Source organism: Roseibium sp. AWQ4_290, from assembly GCF_056160985.1.
Map to the genome: position 1 here is coordinate 130,555 of NZ_JBSWYG010000016.1, position 21,755 is coordinate 152,309.

Annotated in this window: 19 protein-coding genes and 1 pseudogene; all 20 read left to right on the forward strand. The window is 59.0% G+C overall.

Annotated elements, in window-relative coordinates; all coding sequences use genetic code 11:
• Positions 1–93 precede the first annotated feature (93 nt).
• The 20 genes and pseudogenes from doeA to ACXAH0_RS17140 all read left to right on the forward strand — a co-directional run bounded on the left by doeA (position 94) and on the right by ACXAH0_RS17140 (position 21,739).
• Positions 94–1,281: an ectoine hydrolase DoeA gene (doeA, locus tag ACXAH0_RS17045; RefSeq protein ID WP_475193256.1), complete on the forward strand. Its 1,188-nt coding sequence runs from the start codon at positions 94–96 to the stop codon at positions 1,279–1,281.
• A gap of 3 nt (positions 1,282–1,284) precedes the next feature.
• Positions 1,285–2,283, forward strand: coding sequence for a N(2)-acetyl-L-2,4-diaminobutanoate deacetylase DoeB (doeB, locus tag ACXAH0_RS17050; protein ID WP_475193262.1), 999 nt, complete (start codon positions 1,285–1,287; stop codon positions 2,281–2,283).
• Between the two features lie 466 nt (positions 2,284–2,749).
• A complete protein-coding gene (locus ACXAH0_RS17055) occupies positions 2,750–3,418 on the forward strand; it encodes a sigma-70 family RNA polymerase sigma factor (protein WP_475175431.1) in 669 nt (222 codons plus the stop codon).
• Positions 3,419–3,550: 132 nt separating this feature from the next.
• A pseudogene (locus tag ACXAH0_RS17060) lies at positions 3,551–3,982 on the forward strand (flagellin); the annotation flags it as partial.
• A 141-nt stretch (positions 3,983–4,123) separates the two neighbouring features.
• Positions 4,124–4,723, forward strand: a complete 600-nt coding sequence (locus ACXAH0_RS17065) for a flagellin (RefSeq protein ID WP_475175736.1) — start codon at positions 4,124–4,126, stop codon at positions 4,721–4,723.
• Positions 4,724–4,814: 91 nt separating this feature from the next.
• Positions 4,815–6,524: a flagellar filament capping protein FliD gene (fliD, locus tag ACXAH0_RS17070; RefSeq protein WP_475193266.1), complete on the forward strand. Its 1,710-nt coding sequence runs from the start codon at positions 4,815–4,817 to the stop codon at positions 6,522–6,524.
• Positions 6,525–6,527: 3 nt separating this feature from the next.
• Positions 6,528–6,971, forward strand: coding sequence for a flagellar export chaperone FliS (locus ACXAH0_RS17075; RefSeq protein WP_475175428.1), 444 nt, complete (start codon positions 6,528–6,530; stop codon positions 6,969–6,971).
• 67 nt (positions 6,972–7,038) lie between these two features.
• The gene (locus ACXAH0_RS17080) at positions 7,039–7,290 is read left to right on the forward strand and encodes a hypothetical protein (protein WP_475175426.1); all 252 of its coding nucleotides are present in this window, start codon (positions 7,039–7,041) and stop codon (positions 7,288–7,290) included.
• Between the two features lie 372 nt (positions 7,291–7,662).
• Positions 7,663–8,340, forward strand: coding sequence for a flagellar hook assembly protein FlgD (locus ACXAH0_RS17085; RefSeq protein WP_475193269.1), 678 nt, complete (start codon positions 7,663–7,665; stop codon positions 8,338–8,340).
• Between the two features lie 11 nt (positions 8,341–8,351).
• Positions 8,352–9,608 (forward strand): flagellar hook protein FlgE, encoded by a 1,257-nt coding sequence (flgE, locus tag ACXAH0_RS17090; protein ID WP_475175421.1) that lies wholly within the window; start codon positions 8,352–8,354, stop codon positions 9,606–9,608.
• Between the two features lie 5 nt (positions 9,609–9,613).
• Positions 9,614–9,871, forward strand: a complete 258-nt coding sequence (locus ACXAH0_RS17095; protein WP_475175419.1) for a hypothetical protein — start codon at positions 9,614–9,616, stop codon at positions 9,869–9,871.
• 2 nt (positions 9,872–9,873) lie between these two features.
• A complete protein-coding gene (locus ACXAH0_RS17100; protein WP_475175417.1) occupies positions 9,874–10,374 on the forward strand; it encodes a hypothetical protein in 501 nt (166 codons plus the stop codon).
• 15 nt (positions 10,375–10,389) lie between these two features.
• Positions 10,390–11,733 (forward strand): flagellar hook-associated protein FlgK, encoded by a 1,344-nt coding sequence (gene flgK, locus ACXAH0_RS17105; protein ID WP_475175416.1) that lies wholly within the window; start codon positions 10,390–10,392, stop codon positions 11,731–11,733.
• Positions 11,734–11,792: 59 nt separating this feature from the next.
• The gene (locus ACXAH0_RS17110) at positions 11,793–12,689 is read left to right on the forward strand and encodes a flagellin (RefSeq protein ID WP_475193274.1); all 897 of its coding nucleotides are present in this window, start codon (positions 11,793–11,795) and stop codon (positions 12,687–12,689) included.
• Positions 12,690–13,068: 379 nt separating this feature from the next.
• A complete protein-coding gene (locus ACXAH0_RS17115; protein ID WP_475175413.1) occupies positions 13,069–13,578 on the forward strand; it encodes an RNA polymerase sigma factor in 510 nt (169 codons plus the stop codon).
• A 156-nt stretch (positions 13,579–13,734) separates the two neighbouring features.
• Entirely contained in the window at positions 13,735–14,781 is a 1,047-nt protein-coding gene (locus ACXAH0_RS17120; RefSeq protein WP_475193278.1) for a FecR family protein, read from the forward strand.
• Between the two features lie 218 nt (positions 14,782–14,999).
• A complete protein-coding gene (locus ACXAH0_RS17125; RefSeq protein WP_475193283.1) occupies positions 15,000–17,636 on the forward strand; it encodes a TonB-dependent receptor in 2,637 nt (878 codons plus the stop codon).
• A 216-nt stretch (positions 17,637–17,852) separates the two neighbouring features.
• A complete protein-coding gene (locus ACXAH0_RS17130) occupies positions 17,853–18,581 on the forward strand; it encodes a hypothetical protein (protein ID WP_475193288.1) in 729 nt (242 codons plus the stop codon).
• A gap of 18 nt (positions 18,582–18,599) precedes the next feature.
• Entirely contained in the window at positions 18,600–20,435 is a 1,836-nt protein-coding gene (locus tag ACXAH0_RS17135) for a type I secretion system permease/ATPase (RefSeq protein WP_475193301.1), read from the forward strand.
• On the forward strand, positions 20,432–21,739 hold the full coding sequence (locus ACXAH0_RS17140; RefSeq protein WP_475175406.1) for an HlyD family type I secretion periplasmic adaptor subunit: 1,308 nt from the start codon (positions 20,432–20,434) through the stop codon (positions 21,737–21,739). Before ACXAH0_RS17135 ends, ACXAH0_RS17140 begins: the two co-directional genes overlap by 4 nt.
• The last annotated feature ends 16 nt before the right edge of the window (positions 21,740–21,755 follow it).

Below are 21,755 nucleotides of genomic sequence, written 5' to 3' on the forward strand. Positions count from 1 at the left end.
TGATGTCAGGCCGCGAAAGGCCAATCGAACGGAACGCGATGTGCTCTCAAGGGGGATGCCGCACGGCTTTCTGACACTTGGGAAACAGCCGCCATGAGTGCGCCTAGGCTTCATTTTACCCTGAACGAATATCAGACGCGGATTGCGGCAACCCGGTCAGCCATGCAAAAGGCCGGGGTGGAGGTCATTCTTGTATCTGACCCGTCCAATATGGCTTGGCTGACCGGCTATGACGGCTGGTCCTTTTATGTGCACCAGGCCGTGCTGCTCGGGCTTGAGGGCGAGCCGGTCTGGTTCGGGCGCGGACAGGATGCGCAAGGGGCGCTGCGGACCTGCTTCATGCATCCAGACAATATCATTGGCTATCCGGACCATTACGTTCAGTCGCGCGAGCACCACCCGATGGCCTATTTGGCCGCACGGCTGGACGACCTTGGCTGGGCAGGCGCCCGGATCGGCGTGGAATTGGACAATTACTGGTTTTCTGCTGCGGCTCATGCGGCTTTGCTAAAAAGTTCGCCGAATGCCGGTGTTCAGGATGTGACCGGCCTCGTCAATTGGCTGCGGGCAGTCAAGTCGGAGCAGGAGCTGGCCTATATGCGCATGGCCGGAAAGAGGGTTGAAAAGATCCATTCGCGTATTCTGGAAAAGGCGGAACCGGGTCTGCGCAAATGCGATCTGGTGGCGGAGATATATGATGCGGGCCTGCGCTATGATCCTGCATTGGGGGCAGGCGGGGACTATCCGGCCATTGTGCCGCTCCTGCCGTCGGGAAGCGATGCGGCAGCGCCGCACCTGACCTGGGATGATCGGCCGATGATGAGGGGCGAGGGCACGTTTTTTGAAGTGGCCGGTGTCTGTCACCGGTATCATTGTCCCCTGTCCAGAACTCTTTTTCTGGGCAAGCCGACCCGGACGTTTCTGGAGGCGGAAGAGGCCGTGCTTGAGGGGATGGAGGCCGGGCTGGCGGTGGCCCGGGCGGGCAATCTGTGCGAAGATATTGCCCATGCTTTCTTCGCCGTCTTGAAACGCTACGGCATCACCAAGGACAACCGCACGGGCTATCCGATTGGCCTGTCCTATCCACCTGACTGGGGCGAGCGCACCATGTCGCTGCGCAGCGGCGACAAGACCGTTTTGCGCGAGAACATGACCTTTCATTTCATGACTGGCCTGTGGATGGAGGATTGGGGGTTTGAAATCACCGAGAGCATCGTCATTCGCGACGGGGCGCCGGAATGCCTGGCTGCCGTGCCGCGTCAGCTCTTTGTGAAGGGGTAAGCCATGGCCGGGAACCCGATTGTTGCCACTGTGCCGTTCGATGAAAATGGAGTTCACCACGGTTTCCTGCGTCTTCCCTACAGCCGGGACGAATCTGCCTGGGGCTCTGTGATGATCCCGCTGACGGTGGTGTATGGCGGGGAGGGGCCGACAGCGCTTTTGACGGGGGGAAACCACGGCGATGAGTATGAGGGGCCGATTGCGCTGCAGAACCTGGCCTTGTCCTTGAGCGCCCGGGAGGTGCGTGGGCGGGTGATCATCGTGCCTGCGTTCAATTATCTCGCCTTTCGCGCCGGAACACGGACGTCACCCATCGACAGGGGCAATCTCAACCGGACCTTTCCGGGCCGTCCTGACGGAACGGTGACGGAAAAGATCGCGGATTATTTCAACACAGTCCTTCTGCCGATGGCGGATGTGGTGCTCGACTTTCACTCTGGCGGCAGGACGCTGGACTTCCTTCCCTTTGCCTGTGCGCATGTGCTTGAAGACAAGACGCAGCAAGCCGCTTGCCTTGCTGCCGCGCAGGCCTTCAATGCGCCCTATACGGCGATCCTCAGAGAGATCGATGCGGCCGGAATGTATGACACTGCGGCCGAGGAGCAAGGCAAGGTCTTTGTCACAACAGAGCTTGGCGGGGGCGGAACGGCAACGGCGCGGTCTGTTGCAATCGCTTTAAGGGGCGCGCGCAATCTGCTCAAACATGCCGGTCTTCTGACGGGGCAGCCGGAGCTTGAGGGCAGTACGGCCCTGGACATGCCGGACGAGCGCTGCTTCGTCTTTTGCGAAGGCGACGGTATGATCGAGCCGCTCGCCGACCTCGGTGACACGGTTCAGGAAAACCAGGCGCTTGCCCAGGTCTGGGCTCTGGACCGGACGGGAATTGGTCCGGTGATCTACCGGGCAAGACGGTCCGGCCTTTTGATGGCGCGCCATTTTCCGGGTCTGATTCAATCTGGAGATTGCCTCGCGGTCGTCGCTGTCCCGACAGAGCATTTGTGAGCCGTTCTGGGGCTCTTGAGGCGAAAAAAATATCGAATCACCGCATTTTTGATCCGGAAAAGGCCCTGGTAGATTTTGCTGGGGCTGGTTTGGGTGGGCAGATTTTGAAGCGTAACCTTACGGCAGTACGGTTGAAACGGGACGGGGCGTCGAAAAAGGGCATGCGTATTACTGTTAACTATTGTGGCCGGAAAAAGTGCTCGTTTTTGCTGGGGGCGGAGAAATGTACCGTTAACAATTCGGAAACTGTAATATACTGGTAGCTTTTAAGCATTCTTAATTAAAAATCTTAAAGTGGGAATTTTTTGCCTAGTATAGGAAAAATATTCACGCTTTTTGGGCATAAATTACCTAGTAAAAATCTGAAAAAATTAAATTATTCGCGCCTGAAATACGCTATCAGTACGTTAAAGACTTGTAGCCGTGGCTCTGATTTTCCGGGCCCGGGTGTCTTGAGGAACTGGATATGGGTGTTGCGATATCTGAAACTGCGCCGGAGCAGAGCGAAACCGACGTGGATCACAAGAAGCGCCTCGAACAATTGGCTGCAACGGCCGAGGTGGATCTGACTGCCCTTGACGACGATCATCTACTGGCGCTGGTGGCAGCTGACAGGGAAGATGCGTTTCAGGCCCTGGTCGAGCGCCACGTGGATAGGGGGTATGCGGTGGCCTACCGCATCCTCCAGTCCGGGGCGGATGCGGAAGATGTTGTTCAGGACGCCTTTTTGCAGGTCTGGACCCGCAGGGACGTGTGGCAGCCCGGGCGGGCGCAGTTTTCCACCTGGCTCTACCGGGTGGTGAGCAACCGCTGTATTGACCTTCTGCGCAAGCCCAAGGCGGAGACCGTGGATGAGATCCCGGAACTGGAAGATGGCAGTCTGAACCAGTCCCAGGGCCTGGAACGCCAGCAGGCAGCAGAGCTTCTGGAGCGCGCGATCGGCAAGCTGCCGGACCAGCAGAGGATCGCGCTTGTCTTCTCCTATAACGAGAACATGAGCAACGGCGAGATTGCGGACATCATGGACACGACCGTGTCCGCCGTGGAGAGCCTGCTCAAGCGCGGGCGCCAAAGGCTGCGTGAGATCCTGAAAGCCCAAAGCGCCGATATTCTCAACGCTTTTACAAATGGTTAACTCTACCAGACCTGTCGAAAAATAAACTTCGCCTGATTTCAGGGCACTTCTCCGTTCAATCAACAGAGCGTGCAGAAAACACGCCGACCGCGCGGACAGTTTGCGTGGGTTTACGATCATCAGGAGAAGACGATGCCCGTTATTTCTACAAATACCGCTGCCAATACTGCGGTTCGCTATCTGAATATCAACTCCAGCGAACAGTCCGACTCGCTGTCAAAGCTGGCCAGTGGCTCGAACATCACCAAGGCGTCTGACGACGCGGCCGGTCTTGCCATCGCCACCAAGATTTCCTCTGACGTGGCCGCCCTTGAGCAGGCCTCCACCAACTCCTCTCACGGGATTTCCGTTCTGCAGACGGCTGATGGTGGCGCTGCCAATGTCAGTGACATTCTGGAGCGTATGAAAACCCTGGCCTCCCAATCGGCATCCGGCACGGTTACCGACACGGAGCGCGCCTATATCCAGGCGGAATTTGAGGAACTTCAGGAAGAAATTGACGGGATCGCGGAAAGCACCCGCTACAATGGCCAGAGCCTTCTGGACGGCACCAGCGACTTCTCCGACGACACGGTTGAAACAGCTGCCACCGTGACCGGGGCCACAGCAGCCGCAACAGTGACGGCCGGGGACACCGGTACGATCACGATCAACGACATCGAAATCGAACTCTCCAGCGACGATACGTCATTGACCGTTGACGAAATGGTCGAGCAGATCAACTCTGGCCTGCAGGCGGAAGGGGAATACAGCATCCAGGCCACCAATGATGGCGGAACGCTGACCCTGACGACGACCACCACTGGTGAAGATGCTTCCATCACCTTGGCCGACGGCTCTGGTGACCTTGATCTGTCGACCCTGGGCCTGACGGCAGGCACCACGACAGGCACCACGACCGAGGTGGACACCACCGGTGCGGAAATCGTTGTCGGATCCTCTTCCACCGATACGATCACGCTGACCCTTCCGGATCTGACATCCGAGTCTCTCGGGGTTGCCGATCTGGATGTGTCCACCGCTGATGGCGCAGCAGAAGCTCTTGCCCTTCTAGATGTGGCGATTGACGAAGTGTCCAATGCCCGGGCTGAAATGGGTGCGACCATGTCCCGCTTCGAGTTCCGCTCCGCGCAGATCGAGACCAGCATCGAGAACCTGGATGCGGCCCAGTCGGCCATCGCCGATGTCGATATCGCCAAGGAACAGGCGAAGCTGTCCTCTGCCAGCGTGAAGGTGCAGGCCGCTGTCGCCGCTGCGTCTCAGGCGAACGAAATGCCGGAAAATCTGCTGTCCTTGATCCGGTAACCGGGTCTTGACCCTTGTCCGGGTTGCTGAGCGCGCCAGAAGGCCACCAGCAGCCCGGATCTTTCGCGCCTTGAACGCATGAAGAAAGGTGATGAGTGTGACCGACACCACGTCAACAACCACATCGACGACGTCCACGACAAGCACCACCACCACCTATACCAGCTCCGCCAACACGGATGCGGATATCGATTGGGACGCTCTGATCGAGGCGGCGGTGACCGTCAAGGAATTGCCGGCTGCGACCATCGAATCCAAGATCGAGGACAATGAAGCCGAGATTGCCGCCTACGAGGAAATGCAATCCCTGCTTCAGGACATGACGTCCGCCCTTGAAACCATCCGAGGAACCGAAAACAGCCTCACCGAAAGCGATGACATCTTTTCGGTCCGGGAAGCCTATCTGACCGGGTTTGGCGGCGCCGATGCGGAAGCCGCTGTTGTGGTTACCGCGGATGACGGCATTGATGTGGCCACCTATGAGCTGGAAATCCTGCAGCTGGCCACGGCTCAGAAGGTGTCCGGCGACGTTTATGAAGACAACACCGCAGATCTCGGCCTGTCGGGCACGTTCGAACTCTCCCTGGAAAGCGGGGATGAGGACAGTGTTGTCGAGATCACCATCACCGAAGACATGTCCCTCGACGAGATTGCCGAGGAGATCAATGCCAATTCGGACACGAGCGGTGTCGCCGCAACGGTTGTGCAGGTGTCTGATGAGGAGTTCCAGCTTGTTCTGACCGCAACGGAGACCGGCAGCGATATCGTCTATACGGCCTTGGAGGGCGACGACATTGGTCAGGAACTGGAACTGACCGATGAGGACGGCGCCTTTGTCACCGAACTGCAGGCCTCGCAAAAGGCGATCATCAGTGTCGACGGGATCGAGGTCACCCGGAACAGCAACACCATTGATGATGTGATCGAGGGCATCACCTTCTCGCTCTATCAGGAGACCGAGGACGGCGAATATATCTCGGTTGAAATTTCCAATTCCCTGACCAGTATTCAGGAAGCGGTCTACGCTCTGGTGGAAGCCTACAACGCCTATCGTGAATGGGCTCTGACCCAGCAGGAAGTCGCCTCCGGCGGCGGGGCTGCGGCAGATGCTGTGCTGTTTGGCGACTCGATTTTGCGGTCGGCCAACAGCGACATTGCCGAAGCGCTGTCGACCATGATCGACGATACCAGCATGGCGCTTCTGGGCCTCTCCTATGACAGCAACAACAATCTGGAGGTCGATGACGACGAGCTGGCCGACGCGCTCCTGAACAATCTGGACGAGATCGAGGGTCTGCTTCTGTTCAGCATGGAGTCCAGCTCCACCGATCTGGCCCTGCTGGCCCGCAACGACAACATGCCTTCGGAATTGACCCTGGAGATTGAGGTTGATGAGGACGGCGAGGTGACCAGCGTTCTGGTGGATGGCCAGGAAGGGCTGTTCGAGGTCAGCGGGACGCGTATCGTCGGCGTCGAGGGCTCCGAGTATGAAGGCATCAGCTTCGTCTACACCGGCACGGAGAGCGACACAGTCACCGTCAGCTTCACCTCCGGCCTGGCGGAAGAACTTTACAACGCCGTCAATTCCTATGCCGATGAAGATGACGGTTTGCTGACGGAGATCGTGACCGATCTGACCGAGCAGAACAGCGATTATCAGGATGAGTATGACGACATCATCGCGTCCGCCGAGGATTACCGCGACTATCTGGTGACGCTCTACGCCTCCTATCAGACCGCCATCGAGGAAGCAGAATCGACCCTCGACTATCTTGAAGCTCTTCTCGACTCAGGAGATTAAGTGATGAGCTATGCCATGAACCACGCCATTTCCGCATATCGCACGGCTGCCACTGCGGTGGCGCCGCCCGTGGCGGTCACGCTGCTGCTGGATGAGGTTCTCAATGCAATCGTTCTGGGGGCAAAGCATCTGCGCAAGAAGGAATATGAAGACTCCCAACTCCGTATTGCCCGGGCAACCGGCATCCTGCGCGGCCTGCGCCAGAATGTGGATCCGGACATTGACAGGAAAATCGGGCGGCAGTTCATCGAAATGTACACCCGCAACATCTTTGCCCTGAACCGTGTGGCGGGCAAGAAGGATGCGGTTGAGCGCCTGGCAACCCTGGCCGAAGGCCTGCTGGAATTCAGAAACGCCTGGGCGGGTCAGACCCCGCTGTCCGAGCGCTCACTGACGGCACTTCAGGACGAGATTTACGACCGGCGAATTATTGCAGAGTGTTTCTGAAGACGTAGACATCCCGGGCGCTTGCCTGTACCGTCTGAGCCGTGGTCAATGATTTGCCGGTTCGCAGATGGACGCTTTCAAGCCCCGAATGGCTTTAGATAAATTTGACGCGCTGCTCGACAAGCACGGGTGCAACCTGGATGGCTGGCCTGCGATTGAGCAGGAATCGGCCAGAGAACTGCTGAAAATGTCTGATGACGCACGGTATCGCCTGAAAGAAGAACAGGATCTTGCGCACCTGCTCACCTCCCGCCAGGGGCCAAAGGCCCCGCGAGATCTTGTCGGCAAGATCATGCAAAAGGCGCGTGAATCATCCTGACATGCTGACTGTTTGAGTCTCGCCCGGCGCTGATATCGCGCGGCGTGCGGCCCGGAAAAATCGCACAAGGCCCGGCAAAAACTGCCGGGCCTTTGTCGTTTTGACCTTATCCACTGATTTGTAGTTGCTGTGCGGTCATCAAAAGTCCCGGGTTTTTGCCTTTTCAGGGCGCGTGCAGTGGTGTTTTTCTGCCCGGCAAGTATTTCCTTGTTTTTATAAGCTTCTGGGCATTTTTTACTTAGTAATTTTTTTGAAAAAAAACTCCGCCTGAAACGGTTCTCGCGAACGTTTCACTAATAGAGCGGGTTTGCTGTGTTCTTACTTAAGTAAAGCTCCGCTGAAGGATCGAAATCATCAGGTGGAGTTGAGGATATGAGCATATCCACAGTGAACTCTTACACAACGACAACTACAACGACGAGCGATAGTGCTACTGAAGATGCGAACAGAACAAGCATCGACAGTGATGAATTCTTGTTGTTGATGGTTCAGCAGCTTCAGTATCAGGATCCGACCGATCCGGCTGACACCGGCGAATATCTCAGCCAGCTCGCGTCTTATTCCAGCACCGAGACGCTGACGGAGATCTCCGACCAGCTCAGCAGCCTGACGGACAGCGTGTCGAGTTTCATGAACACCCAGGGGCTTGGCTACCTGAACCAGACGGTTGAAGCGGTGGGCAACACCACGTCGCTGCAGGATGGCGAGGCCAACTGGTCCTACACCCTCGACAGCGACGCGGAGAGCGTCACCGTCTCGATCTACGATGCGGACGGCAATCTCGTTTACAGCGAAGACGGCGCGACCTCCGAAGGGTCCCATTCCTTCACCTGGGATGGCGTGACCTCCGATGGTGAGCAGCTGGAAGATGGTGGCCAGTACACCATCGTGGTCGACGCCACGGACAGTGACGGAAACGAGGTTTCCGGTAGCACCACTGTCATCGCCGAAGTCACCGCCGTCGACAGCTCGGGCGACGATGTTGTTCTGGGCATCGGTGATGCAGCCGTCCTTCTTGAAAACGTTCTTGCCGTCGCCTCGACGGGCTAAGGGAGAGTGCAATGAGTATCCAAGGCGCCCTGAACGCTGCCATTTCGGCCCTGTCTGCCCAAAGTTCCGCCCTGTCGGTGATTTCGGACAATCTGGCCAACTCCCAGACCACCGGATACAAGTCCTCAACCACCAGCTTCTCCAGCCTGGTGGCGGGCAGCGGGTCCAATTCCAGCGGTGGTGTGGCTGCGACCATGGTATCGAATGTGGATGAGCAGGGGCTTTTGGTGGAGTCCACCGAGGCGACCCACATGGCGATTGAAGGCGATGGCTTTTTCATCGTCTCCGATTCCACGGACGCCACTTCCACCTATTACACCCGGGACGGCGAATTCACCGTCAACAGTGACGGCTATCTGGTCAATGGCGACTATTACCTGCTGGGCTGGGCCACGGATGAGGATGGCAATCCGATTGGTGGCACCAGTGAGAATGCCCTGACCACGATTGACCTCGATTCTGTTCAAAGTTCTGTGGAGGCCACGTCCAATGTGGCTATCCAGGCGAACTTGCCGGCGGATGCGGAAATCGGCGACAGTTTCGAAACCACGTTCGAAGTCTACGATTCCCTGGGCACGACCAGCACGATCACGGCGACCTACAACAAGACCGCCGAAAACACATGGGAAATCACGTACTCCGATCCGGTTCTGGCCTCCTCCGGTGAGACCATCGGAACGGTGACCTCCGACCCTGTGACCGTCACCTTCAACTCCGACGGCACACTGGCCTCGACCGATCCCGATCCGGTAGAGCTGACGATTGAAAACTGGACGACCGGAGCGGCCGACAGCACGATTTCGGTAGATCTGGGCGACGCAGACACCGACAGCGGCCTGACCCAGTATTCTTCCGACAGCGATGATCCGTCCATTGATGTGCAGTCGGTCGACCAGGACGGTCTGGCCTATGGCAATCTCAGCTCAATCGAAATTGACGATGACGGCATGGTGATCGCTTATTTCGACAATGGCGAAGAACGGCCGATCTTCCAGATACCGGTGGCAACATTTGGAAATGCTGACGGTCTGACGGAATTGAGCGGCAGTGTCTATGCCCGTTCCTCGGAATCCGGCAACGCGACCTTGCATGAGGCGGGTGAAGGGGGCGCCGGAACGATCTCCGGCGGATGGCTGGAATCGAGCACCGTCGACACCAGTGAGGAATTCTCCAAGATGCTGTCCGCGCAGCAGGCCTATTCGGCCGCCTCGCAGATCATGTCCACGGCCAATGACATGTACGACACGCTGCTCGATGCGGTTCGGTAAGCGTCATGAGCGATGACTTGAGGAAGCTGAAAGACCGGCACAAGCGTCTGCATGCGGAAATCGTGCGGATTGGCGCGGGCGGGAACACGCCCGCCAGAAAACTGAAGCTGCTGCTCCTCAAGAAGGATCTTGAAGAGGTGACCCGGGAAATGCGGGCGCAACAGAAGGAAACGGGCGCGAAAATGTCCCGATCCACGGCGGCCTCCCAGGCCGCCGGGGCCTACGCCAGAATGGCGAATGCATGGAAATCCCAAGGTAGGTGAACATGTCTGCTGCAAATCAGAAAAAACGGCCGGTCAAGGCCTCCAGTGTCTTACTGTCCTCCAGGGACATTGAAAAGGTGGAGGCGGCAGTTGACAATGCCATCCGGATTTCCGAAAGCCTGCTGGCGGTTGCGGAGGAAGAAAACCGCCGACTGTCCAGCGGGCGGCCCCGGCCGATTGATGATCTTCTTGAGAACAAGCAGAAGCTTTCCCGGGAGCTTGCGGATTTTCTGGATCTGTTCAAGGCCCAGAGCAACCTGTTTCTGCTGGCCTCACCGCAGAAATTTGCCGAATTGCAAGCGGTCAATGACCGCCTGACCAAGGCCTTGTCGGACAACAGCCAGAACCTCGTGCGGGCGCTCAACGCCAGCAAACGCCGGGTGCAGACCATCATGCGGGCGATCCGCGACAAGCAGACCGCCAATGCCCGTTACGACAATCGCGGCGGTTATGGCCAGAACCCGGTGCGGCCCATTTCCGTCGGCCGCCGCTACGAAGCTTGACGGGGAGAACCGGCTATGACCAGTTTGAGTACAGCCGCTTCCATCGCCTCCAGCGCCATCAGCAGCTCGCAGGTCCAGACCTCCGTTACATCTGCCAACATCGCCAATGCCGACACCGATGGCTATACGGCAAAGTCGGCCACCACCTCGGCCACCACCACCTCTGGTGTTGGCACCGGGGTTTCGGTGACGGGGATTTCCTCAAGCGTCAGCAAGTATCTTGTGGAAGACCTTCTGGAGGCCACCAGCAGCGCCGCCTCTGCAACGGCAACGGCCAGTTATCTGGACAGCCTGCAGCAATCGCTTGGCGAGACCTCCGATGACAGCGGGGATGGCAGTTCACTTGCCAACACCCTGTCCGACTTTGAAACCGCCCTGACCACGCTGGCCGAAACGCCAGAAAGCGAAAGCCTGGCAAGTGCTGCCGTCTCGGCGCTTGAAGAGGTTGTCTCCCAAATCAACAGCCTGTCGTCCGACGTCCAGGACCAAATCGACCAGGCGGACGAGGAAATCGGTGATGCGGTCACAGCCGCCAATGAGGCCATCAGCACGATTGACAGTCTGAATGAGCAGATTGAGGCTGTTGCGGCCCGGGGCGGCAGCACGGCGGATCTGGAAGATGAGCTGAATTCCGCCCTGGCGGCCTTGTCGGAGCAGATGGGCATCAGCTATGCGAAGGCCGACAATGGTACGGTCAAGGTCTATACGGACAGTGGCCAGATGCTGGTGGGCGACACGGCTCATCTTTTGACCACGGACACGTCGGCCGACGGCACCACAACCGTTTCCGTTGACGGCTTGGACATCACGGATGACATCGATACGGGCACGATCGGGGCGCTGTTGGAACTGCGCGACGAAACCCTGCCAGCCTATCAGGACATGCTTGACGAGTTTGCCACAACATTCATCGAAAGCGTGAATGGGGTGTCCGCGGACACGCTCACCGGCACCGGGGCGTCGGACATTTCGGTCAGTGAGACGGTCACCTCTGATCCGTCCGAACTGCTCGGGGACACGTTGCCTTCGGAAGTCGCCTACGCCCTTCTGGATGTCCTGCAAGGGGAGGTGACCTTTGATGATGCGGGCGGGCTCAGCGGGGGCACCATGTCCTTCACCAGCTATGCCAACGACATTCTGGCCGATGCGGTCACCAAGGCCAATTCCGCCGAAAGCGCGCTCGACCTGGCCGAGACCGAATTGAGCACCGTCTCAGACACGATCTCGTCCACCTACGGGGTCAATGTGGATGAGGAGCTCGCCCGGTTGTCGGAACTGGAACAGCTTTATTCCGCAGCCTCCACGCTTTTGAGCGTGGTCAACGAAATGTTCGAGGAACTGCTGGAAGCGGTCAGCTAACCCGGCGTTTCAAAGGGCGGCTTCTGCGCCCGCACGGCATGTCTTCAGGAGCGTGCGAAATGGTTATGCGTGTTGCGACGTTCAATCAGACCTCCCAGGTTCTGAAAAATGCGCTGGAAACCCAGGCAAAACTGGCGGAAAATCAGGAGCAGCAATCCAGCGGAAAGATTTCCAGCGACTATGCTGGCCTTGGCACGGATGCGTCCAAGCTGGTTGAACTGGAAGTTTCAATTGCACGGTCCGAGGCGTCCGTCTCGGTTGCCGGGGATGCGCTGACGCGGGTCGAGACCACCTATTCCGCCCTTGGCAGTATGAGCGATCTTCTGACCTCCATGCGCACCGAGGTGTCGGCTGTCAGCACCGAGGATGACCTGTCGGGCCTGCAGACGGCTGCGGCCTCCTATCTGGAGGAATTGCAGTCTCTTTTGAACACGCAGTTGAACGGCCGCTATCTGTTCGCGGGCAGCAACACGCAGGACGCCCCGGTGGATCTGGAGACCTATGAGGCTGCCGACCTGACCACCACCGACACCAGTTACTATACCGGCGACGACTATACCCAGACCGTGCGGCTGAGCTCGGACCGGTCGATAGACTATGGGGTAACGGCCGATACGGAAGCCATTGAGGAGGCCCTTCGTGCGCTCTCCTATGCAGCAACGTCCGATACGCTGACGACCGACGACATGGAAGCCCTGTCAGAACTTCTGGTCAGCGCCCAGGACGGTATCATTGCCTTGCAGAGCATGGCCTCCTCGGATGCTTCGGCGCTGGAAAGCTATGTGAGCAGCGAAAACGAGTATGTGGCCTCGCTTGAGGAGATGGTCAGCAGTATCTCCGATGCAGATGTGGCACAGCTCATTGTTGAAGCCTCCAGTTACGAAGTGCAGTTGGAGGCCAGCTATGCGGCCCTTGGCACCATCGGAGACCTTTCTGTGCTCGAATATCTGTTTTGATGGTTTGATTTCTTTGCGGAATTTGTTGATCCGCATCTGCCGCGCGTTTGGCCTGCGGCAGGGCCGGGGAGATATGGGAAGGCGGTTTTCCGATCGTTTGTCCCGTCTCTGCGAGGTGTTGTGCAGGCAAAGCGGCCGGGCGTTCTGTTGCCGCAGAAGTGGCTTGCAGAAATATGAGTTTTTTTGTTAAGTTTTATTCGGGCGCTCAGAAGACCGGGCGCCAAGGTGTGCGCAGCCGCTCCCTCGGCCCAGACAAACGGATCTTGGAGGCCGGTTTCCCGAAGATTTCTTCGCACGAACCGGTCCGGGCGGATGTGTTTTTCGATTTTTATGCAAACGTTTGACAGCCGGCACAGATGCGCCGGGCTCGGGTGGGGTGATGATCTGTCAAGACGGCGAGGACGGCTTTGCGTGCTATTTGGCGCATCGTATGGCCTTGGTAAATTATGTGGCGCCGATGATCGGCTCGCGGGATGATGCGGAAGAGATCGTGCAGGAGGTCTATCTGCGCTTTTCCCGTCGGCACGACCAGATCACCGGGTCTGTCCGGGCTTACCTGTTCAGCATTGCGCATAATCTGGCCCTGGACTGGAAACGCAGACGCAAGCGGGAAAGCGGCCTGAATGCTCAGGAGTTGCCGGACTGGGCCGCGCCGCAGGGGGACTCCACGCCCGAGCACAGCATGGTTGCCGCCGACGAGCTTCGCCGCATTTCCGACTATCTGAAAACCTGTCCGGAGGAATACGGTCTTGTGCTGGAGCTCTACCGGTTCCGGGGGCTGACCATGGTTCAGATCGCAGCGCAGCTGGAGATTTCGGTGGCCAGTGTCCACCGGATTCTGCGCAAGACCCTTGCGGCCCTTGCCGCCTTGAGCAATCCCGACGCGTAAACCAGGTCCGGATCTGGGTGTTTTGAAGAGAACGGGCTTTTTTTTACTGAAAAAACGCAGCTTCGCTGAAAAAAAAGTCTTTGGTAATCGTTTTAAAAAACAGGATTGAACAGTTCCGGGCCGGCCGCGGCCGCAGGAGAGGACAAGAGCGGGCGCATGAGTGACTTTGACCAGACGGCGGAAGGGGGCATTCCGCAAAGCGTTTTGGAGGATGCGGCCGACTGGTTTCTCAAACTGCAGGAGAACCGGGCAGACAGCGCGCTGCTGTCAGGCTTTGATGCCTGGCGGCGTCAGCATCCGCACCATGACGCCGCCTGGAAAAGAACCTGCAAGGCCTGGCAGGCACTTGATATGATCGAGCCTGGCCTCTTGCGGGCGGAGGGGGCGGCGAGGGTCCCGTCCTTTGAGATGCGCGCGAGGGATCTTTCAGCATCTTTTGACCACAATAAGCAAACCTTTCGTAAAGGCGCGCGCGGCCTCCGGCGGGCGGGCGCCTTCGCGGCCTGTGCCCTTGCCGCCTGCCTTGTGCTGGTGCTGGCTCCGGGCTGGCTCCTGCGGCTTGAAGCGGATCATGCCACGGCAACGGGCGAAATCCGGACCATTGATCTTCAAGATGGCAGCCGGGTGACCCTGGCGGGCCGGAGCGCCATTGCCGAACAGTTTGAAGGTGGAAAACGCCAGGTGACACTTCTGGCAGGAGAGGCGTTTTTTGACGTGGCCCGGGACCCGGAGCGGCCCTTCACGGTCACGGCCGGAGGCTTTCAGGTGAAAGTCCTTGGAACGGAATTCAACCTGCGCCGGGGGCAGGCGGCAACGTCGGTTGCCCTTCTGGAGGGCGCAGTCACGGCGATGCCCGATCTGGAGATGGCGGATAAAGTGGCGCTTCAGCCGGGGCACATGCTACGCGTCGACAGGGCCAGCGGCGCCGCTTCTGTGCTGGCCGTCGACCCGGCTGATATCGCGGCCTGGCGTCGGGGGCGTCTTGTGGTGTCCGGCCAGACTGTTGCCAGTGTGGCCGAACAGATTGGCCGCTATCAGGTGGGGTGGATCACCATTCCGGACAGCCAGCTGGCCTCTCGTCGGGTCACAGGGATCTTCGATCTCTCCAAACCGGACCGTGCCTTGCGGGCGCTGGTGGCGCCATTTGGCGGTCAAGTTATTGAAATTTCTCCCTACTTTCATGTTTTGAGAGGGGCAAGCTGATAAATATGAATAATAAATTCATATTTTTTTACGCTGCCCTGAAAAAAATCCCGATGCCGCTCGTCTAACTGTCCGAGATCCGATGCCAAGGCAGGCCTGCCAACGCGCGGATATCTGACAGGAGTGGTGGGTAGAGTATGATGCGTAATGGGACGGGGTCCGGATTTGGAGGAGTTGTTTGCGGGAGGCAAGCCAGACGTTTGGGGCTGCTATGGGCCATGACAATCGTCTTGTCGGTGATGACAGCTGCAGTGCCGGGGGCTGTCAGCGGCGGGGCGCAGGCCCAGGAGGTTGAGGCTGCTCAGGTCAGCTTTAATATTCCCAGCCAGCCGGTGGGACCGGCCATGGCGGCTTTTGGGCGTCAGTCCGGTCTGCAGATTTCCTTGGCTACGGCCATCGGCAGCGGGATTGCGACCAACGCGGTTTCCGGAACGATGGATCCTTATGCGGCCCTGTCGCAGATGCTGGCTGGAACCGGCCTCTATTGGTGGGTGTCCGAAGCCGGCACGGTCATCATTTCCTCAACAGAGGCCGCTGTCACCCGAACCGGTGAAGCCGGCGAGGAGGTGCTCGACCTGATCGTGGTCACGGACAATACGGGCACCGGTTATGCCGGGACGCCGGACTGGGTCTATGAAACGGCTGACAGTGTGAGCGTGATTACCAGCGAAGCTATTGCCGACAGCGGCGTCCGTGGCACCAACCAGCTTTTCAATTCGGTGGCCGGGGCCTATCAGGGCGCAACCGTTGGCAGTTTCCCAACCGTCTCCCCAAATGTGCGTGGCTTGCAGGATGCCGGGCGTGTGGTCGTCTCCATTGAAGGAGCGCGGCAGAACGCCCAGGATGGCGGGCGCTATGGCGGCACATCCACGGGCGGAATTGGCCTGGCTTTTGTCGATACATCATTTGTGCGGGCGGTGGACATTACCAAGAAAACCGGAGCTTCTGCCAACAATGCGGGGTCCTTGGGGGGCGCCGTCGATTTCAGGCTTGTGGGGGCGGACGACATTATCGAGCCGGGCAAGTCCTGGGGCATGGAAGTTGAAGGCGGGGCCGGTACCAATGGATATGAATTGGACGGGTCCTTTGTCGGAGCCATGCGCCTGGGGGAGGTGATCTCGGTTACGCTCGGGGCAAGCCGCAAGCGCATGGGCACCTATGAGCCGGGGGAAAATGGTGTTGCCGATGGCCGTTATGACCTGACTTACCGGCGGAGCTGGAGCGGGTTTGCCAAGGTGGAAGCGGAGCTGGAGGAGGTGACGGCTTCCTTGTCCTGGCTACACCAGCACAATGCCTTCCGCTACAGCACGACTGCAGATGGGAACGGCAGTTCGTTCGACGTTGGTTCGAACACGGTGGTGGCCGATATCGGCTGGACGCCGGACAACACGCTGATCGACCTGTCCGGCAAGCTTTGGGCCCAGACCACGTCAAACGACGAAACGCGTGAAGCGCGCAGCTCGTCTGCTGAAACCAGCATTGCGACGGAATTCACAAGTTTTGGCTTTATTCTGGACAACACAAGCGAGCTGTCCACGTCGCTGGGGGCGCTGAGCCTGGATTATGGTGTGGAGGCCTTCCGCGATGTGTCGAACAAGCAGGCTTCCAGCACAAGTATCGACAGCAATCCTCTTTTTGAAAACTCCTATGGAAGCTGGTCGCCTCCGGGCCGCCGCGATGTCGCAAGCGCCTTTCTCAACAGTACGCTGGAGCCCGTGCACTGGTTGTCCATTTCCGGTGGACTTCGCTATGATTGGTATCGCTTGAAAGGAAGCTCAACATATCGCGACCAGACGACATCAAATACAAATTATGTCGTGCAATCGGTGATATCTTACTATGACTATCTTGTTGCTACAGATCCGGACAGAGCAGCAGCGCTTTCGACCCGTACGGCAAACAGATACAGGGCTCGAATGGGGGAAGTTGTCGACGGAATCTTCTATATTGCCGGGCAGTCCATCATAACATCCAGCACCACGGTAAGTTCAGAAACGCTTGATATTGAGCGGTCCGATGGGGCGTGGCTGCCATCTGCAACCGTGGAGCTTGCGCCGGTTGACTGGTTCAAGCCCTATGCCAGCTATTCTCAAAGCTTCCGGCCTCCAACCATCTCGGAAACCTTTGCCTCTGGCTCCTTGTCTCCTGGAGACTATGTCGGAACGTCGCTGGCCCCGAATCTGGATCTTGACCCGGAAAAAGCACGAACCTTTGAACTTGGCGCAAATGTGTTTACCAACGATCTGCTGACACCGGGAGACAGCCTGCGGATCAAGGCATCCGCGTTCTACAGGGAAATTGAAGACTATATCGTTGTCGGCGACATTGTTCCGGATGCGCAAGTCACCCATACCTATTACGGTTTTGTCAATCTGGATGGCACCACCCAGATGAAGGGCATCGAGCTGGAGGGCAACTATGATGCCGGGGTCGCCTGGTTTGGTGCTTCTCTGACCCTGCTTGATGTCGAGTGGCCGCAAAAAACCGACCGGTTCAGCAACAGCAACGTGTCCACGACCGGCGAAACGATCTTCTTCAATTCCGAAGTGCCACCGCGCCAGAAACTTGTGTTGAACGCAGGGGTGCGCTTGTTTGACCGCCGCCTGTCCCTCGGAGCGCGTGTGAGCCATGTCACGGCCACGGAAGCGGCCACACTGGACAGTGAGGGCAATCCGCTGGAAGTCTATGGCGATCCCTATACGACGCTGGATCTCTTCGGCTCTTTCAAGGCGAATGACCACGCCGTGCTGCGCTTTTCCGCCAACAATGTGACTGACATCAACTATGTGCCGCCCAACAGCACTTATGTCGCACCGGGCCGCACTTTGCAGGCGTCCCTGACGCTCCGGTTCTGACCTCCGCCATCCGACAGGCACGGCTTTTGAAAGCCGTCCGGGACAGCAAACTGACAGATTGATGGTGCTGCGCCTGGGCTCTTAGCCCCAGGCGGTCGCAGGATCCTCGATTTCGGAGGGCTTTCAGCCCCCGGAAGCCCTGGCCGGAAAGCCCTCCGGCCAGGGACAAAGTGCCCGTGCAACCGGGCAACAGCAGCAAACTCAAGGAGAATACCCATGGCTGCCATTATCGATCTTACCAGCGCGTCTTCCAACATGGTATCTTATCTGGCGAGCTGGTCGAACGGCTTCACTTCCAACTATGGGGCCTTCTGGAATGCCTCGGACGGGATCGTCACCCAGCCGTCCAGCACTGCCACCTATGACCAGTGGGCTGCAGGCAGCGCAGGGTCGAACGGCATCGTTCTGGATGGCGACATGCAATACAGCCAGGGCAACCTGACGGGGGATGTGGACACAATCACGCTTGGCACAGGCTACAGCGAATCCAGCACCAGCGGGTTCTCCGTGACCTCCGAACTGGTGATTACCAACGATCCAAATTATGACACGTCTGGTGCCGGTGATCTTCTGGACTATGCCATTTATGGCCTGAGCGTACAGGGATCCACCTCCTACCTTTACAGCTACCTCGCGGATGTCGGGACGGTCATCAACGATACGGCTGCGTCTGACATTCTGACCGGGTTTGCCGGAGAAGACACGTTTGTGTTCTCCAGCGGTGATGACAGTGTCACGTCCGGAGACACAGGCACCTCCGGGTATCAGGATGGTGTTGACACTCTGGATATCTCCGCTTGGGGGACAACGTCCTTTAGCGATCTTGTGGTCGAACAGGATGGCTCGGATACGATCGTCTACGACATCAACAAGGACGTGGACAGCATTACCCTCGCCGACACGGATGCATCCGTCATCGATGCTTCCGACTTCCTGTTTGCCTGATCGGGATTTCCCGTGACCATGGCAAGCAGCCAGACTGAAATGCTGTCCCGGCGTGAAGCCGGGGCAGTGTTCCTGCCCCTGAAGCGGGCCGGCCTGGCCCTGTTCGCAGCCAGTGCCTTTTTGAACCTGCTTGCGCTGAACGGGCCGCTGTTCATGTTGCAGGTTTACGACCGGGTGCTTGCGAGCCGCAGTGTGCCGACCCTTGTTGCTTTGTGCGTGCTGGCCGGAATGCTCTACGGGTTTCAGGCGCTGCTGGATGGCTTGCGGGCCCGCCTGCTGCTGCGCCTCGGGGAAGGATTGGATACCCGTTTTTCCAGAACAGTGCTGTCCGCCATTGCGCGGCTGCCCCTGGCCGCCCGCGTTTCCGGCGATGGCCAGCAGCCTATGCGGGACCTTGACACCGTGCGCGCCTTCCTGTCCGGCCCGGGGCCCGGCGCGTTTTTGGATCTGCCCTGGGTGCCGCTGTATCTGGGCATCTGTTTCCTGTTGCATGTCTGGCTGGGCGTGACCGCTCTGGCCGGGGCCGTCCTGTTGTTCTCACTTACCCTGGCCGCAGATTTTGCCGTCCGCCGGCCCTCGCGCGTTGCTGTCGACAAGGGCATGGAGCGTGCTGCCGTTTCCGAAGCAGCCCGCCGGAATGCGGAGAGCATCCGAGCCATGGGGATGGAAGAGGCGGTCTATGACCGCTGGCAGGGCCATAACCGGTCCTATCTGGCCGCCAGCCGCAAAAGCGGCGACACCGGCGCCTCCATGAACGCGCTCGCCCGCGCCCTGCGTCAAGCGCTGCAATCCGCCATTCTGGCCGTGGGGGCCTGGCTGGTGATTGAACAGCAGGCCTCCGCCGGCGTAATGATTGCCGCCTCCGTGATGATGGGACGGGCAATGGCCCCGGTCGACACCGCAATTGCGCAATGGAAACACTTTGTTGGTGCCCGTCAGGGCTGGCAGCGCTTGAGAGGCATTTTACGGGACTTTGCACCCAAGGAGGAGGTGCTGAAGCTTCCGGCTCCGTGCCGCACCGTTCAGGTCGCTGATCTGGTGGTTGTCCCGCCTGGCGGCGGCGCACCGTGTCTGGCCAATGTCTCGTTCCGGCTGGAGGCAGGTGCCGCTCTTGGGGTGATTGGTCCGTCCGGCTGCGGCAAGACCTCGTTGGCCCGGGTGCTGACCGGGGTCTGGGCCCCGCCGCGCGGGGACGTGCGGATCGACGGCGCCTCCCTTGATCAATGGAACCCGGTGGACCTCGGCTGCCACATTGGGTATCTGCCCCAGTCTGCGGAGCTGTTTGAAGGCACGATCGCCGAGAATATCGCCCGGTTCCGGCCGGGCGCGCGGGATGAAGATATTGTCGAGGCCGCACAGGCCGCGCGCGCCCATGACTTCATCATCTCCCTTCCCAAGGGCTACCAGACGGGCATCGGCCTTGACGGGGCCGGGCTTTCAGGCGGTCAGAAACAGCGGATCGGTCTCGCCCGGGCGCTGTTCGGCAATCCCTTCCTGCTTGTGCTGGACGAGCCGAATGCCAATCTGGACGCGACCGGAGAAGAGGCTCTTCTGAAAGCCATCCAGCACCAGAAGGAGCGCAACGGCATTGCTGTGGTCATCGCCCACCGGCCTAGTGCCATGGCGGCTGTGGATCAGGTGCTGATCCTGGAGAATGGCCGGGTGAAAGCGCTCGGTCCCAAGGAGGAGGTTCTGGCCCAGGTGATGAAGAAACCGGGGGCTGTGCCAGTGCCGGTCAAAACGCCCTCATCCCACGGCGCGCAAATGCTCAATCCCTTGCGTGTGGTCGCGAGCAGTCCGCTGACGCCTGAGATCCCCAAAGCTGCTGAACCTGGCAAGGAGACATCCGAATGAGTGATTTGAAACATCTCAACCGGTCCTTGCTGCGCCATGTCGGAGTGTGCGCCGTGCTCAGTTTCGGGCTTGGCGTGGGGCTTGTCTCCTGGGCCATGGGCAGCACGCTGGTCGGCGCGGTGGTTGCCGCAGGGTCTTTCGTGGTGGAAAGCCATGTGAAGGCGGTGCAGCACCCCACTGGCGGGGTGGTCGGCGAACTCTTGGTGCGCGAAGGACAGAATGTGCGTGCAGGCGATGTTGTTATCCGGCTGGATGGCACGGAGGCGCGTACCAACAATGCCATTGTGACCAACCGGCTGAACGAGTTGCGGGCCCAGCTGGCGCGCCTTGAGGCGGAGCGGGATGATCTGGGCATTTTGGTTTTTCCAGAGGATCTGGAGCGGCTTGCGCAGTCCGATCAGGAAACCGCCAAGGCCCTGCGCAGTGAACGCATTCTGTTTCATTTCCGCCGGGACTTGCGCACCAGTAAAAAAGAACAGCTGAAAGAGCGCATTTCCCAGTATGACTATGAAATTGAAGGATATCAGGCCCAGATTTCCGCCTTTGAGCAGGCGTTGAAAGTGCTGGATGACGAGCTGGCCTCCTTGCGGCCGCTCTATTCCCGCAAGCTGGTGTCCGTGCAGCGGCTGAGCGCGCTGGAGCGGGAGGCTGCGACTTTTGCAGGCGACCGGGGCGAGGCAATTGCTGCGGCCGCGCAGGCGGCCGGGCGGATCGCGGAAGCCAGGCTGCAGATCCTTCAGATCGATCAGGATTTCAAGGCCGAGGTCGGCCGCGAGCTGCGGTCCGCGCAGATGGAAACCGGCGAATTGCGCGAACGCAAACTGGCGACGGAAGACGAATTGCGGCGGATTGATATCCGCGCACCGCAGGATGGCGCTGTGCATCAGCTCGAGATCCACACGGTCGGTGGGGTGGCCCCCCCCGGTGAGAACCTGATGCTGATCGTGCCGAGGAATGACAGCCTGTCCCTTGATGTGCGGGTCAAGCCGGAGGATGTGGACCAGCTCCATCTGGGACAGACCGCCTTGGTGCGCCTGAGCGCCTTCAATCAACGCACGACGCCGGAACTCGACGGAACAGTTGAGCGGATTGCAGCCGACCTCAGCGAAGATCCGGTGACGGGCTTGTCCTTCTATCTGGTGCGCATCCATATCAGCGACAGTGAACGCAAGCGGCTCGCGGGGCTGGTGCTGGTGCCGGGCATGCCAGCGGAAGCGTTCATCCAGACCAGACAGCGCACCGCGCTCTCCTATCTCTTGAAGCCGCTCACCGATCAGTTCGAGCTGGCCTTACGCGAAGACTGACGGGTTGCAGGTTTGG

Excerpts from the sequence above, each read along its gene's own strand:
- doeA (WP_475193256.1), top strand. The coding sequence starts at position 94 with ATGAGTGCGCCTAGGCTTCATTTTACCCTGAACGAATATCAGACGCGG.
- doeB (WP_475193262.1), top strand. The coding sequence starts at position 1,285 with ATGGCCGGGAACCCGATTGTTGCCACTGTGCCGTTCGATGAAAATGGA.
- ACXAH0_RS17055 (WP_475175431.1), top strand. The coding sequence starts at position 2,750 with ATGGGTGTTGCGATATCTGAAACTGCGCCGGAGCAGAGCGAAACCGAC.
- ACXAH0_RS17065 (WP_475175736.1), top strand. The coding sequence starts at position 4,124 with ATGGTCGAGCAGATCAACTCTGGCCTGCAGGCGGAAGGGGAATACAGC.
- fliD (WP_475193266.1), top strand. The coding sequence starts at position 4,815 with ATGAGTGTGACCGACACCACGTCAACAACCACATCGACGACGTCCACG.
- ACXAH0_RS17075 (WP_475175428.1), top strand. The coding sequence starts at position 6,528 with ATGAGCTATGCCATGAACCACGCCATTTCCGCATATCGCACGGCTGCC.
- ACXAH0_RS17080 (WP_475175426.1), top strand. The coding sequence starts at position 7,039 with ATGGACGCTTTCAAGCCCCGAATGGCTTTAGATAAATTTGACGCGCTG.
- ACXAH0_RS17085 (WP_475193269.1), top strand. The coding sequence starts at position 7,663 with ATGAGCATATCCACAGTGAACTCTTACACAACGACAACTACAACGACG.
- flgE (WP_475175421.1), top strand. The coding sequence starts at position 8,352 with ATGAGTATCCAAGGCGCCCTGAACGCTGCCATTTCGGCCCTGTCTGCC.
- ACXAH0_RS17095 (WP_475175419.1), top strand. The coding sequence starts at position 9,614 with ATGAGCGATGACTTGAGGAAGCTGAAAGACCGGCACAAGCGTCTGCAT.
- ACXAH0_RS17100 (WP_475175417.1), top strand. The coding sequence starts at position 9,874 with ATGTCTGCTGCAAATCAGAAAAAACGGCCGGTCAAGGCCTCCAGTGTC.
- flgK (WP_475175416.1), top strand. The coding sequence starts at position 10,390 with ATGACCAGTTTGAGTACAGCCGCTTCCATCGCCTCCAGCGCCATCAGC.
- ACXAH0_RS17110 (WP_475193274.1), top strand. The coding sequence starts at position 11,793 with ATGGTTATGCGTGTTGCGACGTTCAATCAGACCTCCCAGGTTCTGAAA.
- ACXAH0_RS17115 (WP_475175413.1), top strand. The coding sequence starts at position 13,069 with ATGATCTGTCAAGACGGCGAGGACGGCTTTGCGTGCTATTTGGCGCAT.
- ACXAH0_RS17120 (WP_475193278.1), top strand. The coding sequence starts at position 13,735 with ATGAGTGACTTTGACCAGACGGCGGAAGGGGGCATTCCGCAAAGCGTT.
- ACXAH0_RS17125 (WP_475193283.1), top strand. The coding sequence starts at position 15,000 with ATGACAATCGTCTTGTCGGTGATGACAGCTGCAGTGCCGGGGGCTGTC.
- ACXAH0_RS17130 (WP_475193288.1), top strand. The coding sequence starts at position 17,853 with ATGGCTGCCATTATCGATCTTACCAGCGCGTCTTCCAACATGGTATCT.
- ACXAH0_RS17135 (WP_475193301.1), top strand. The coding sequence starts at position 18,600 with ATGGCAAGCAGCCAGACTGAAATGCTGTCCCGGCGTGAAGCCGGGGCA.
- ACXAH0_RS17140 (WP_475175406.1), top strand. The coding sequence starts at position 20,432 with ATGAGTGATTTGAAACATCTCAACCGGTCCTTGCTGCGCCATGTCGGA.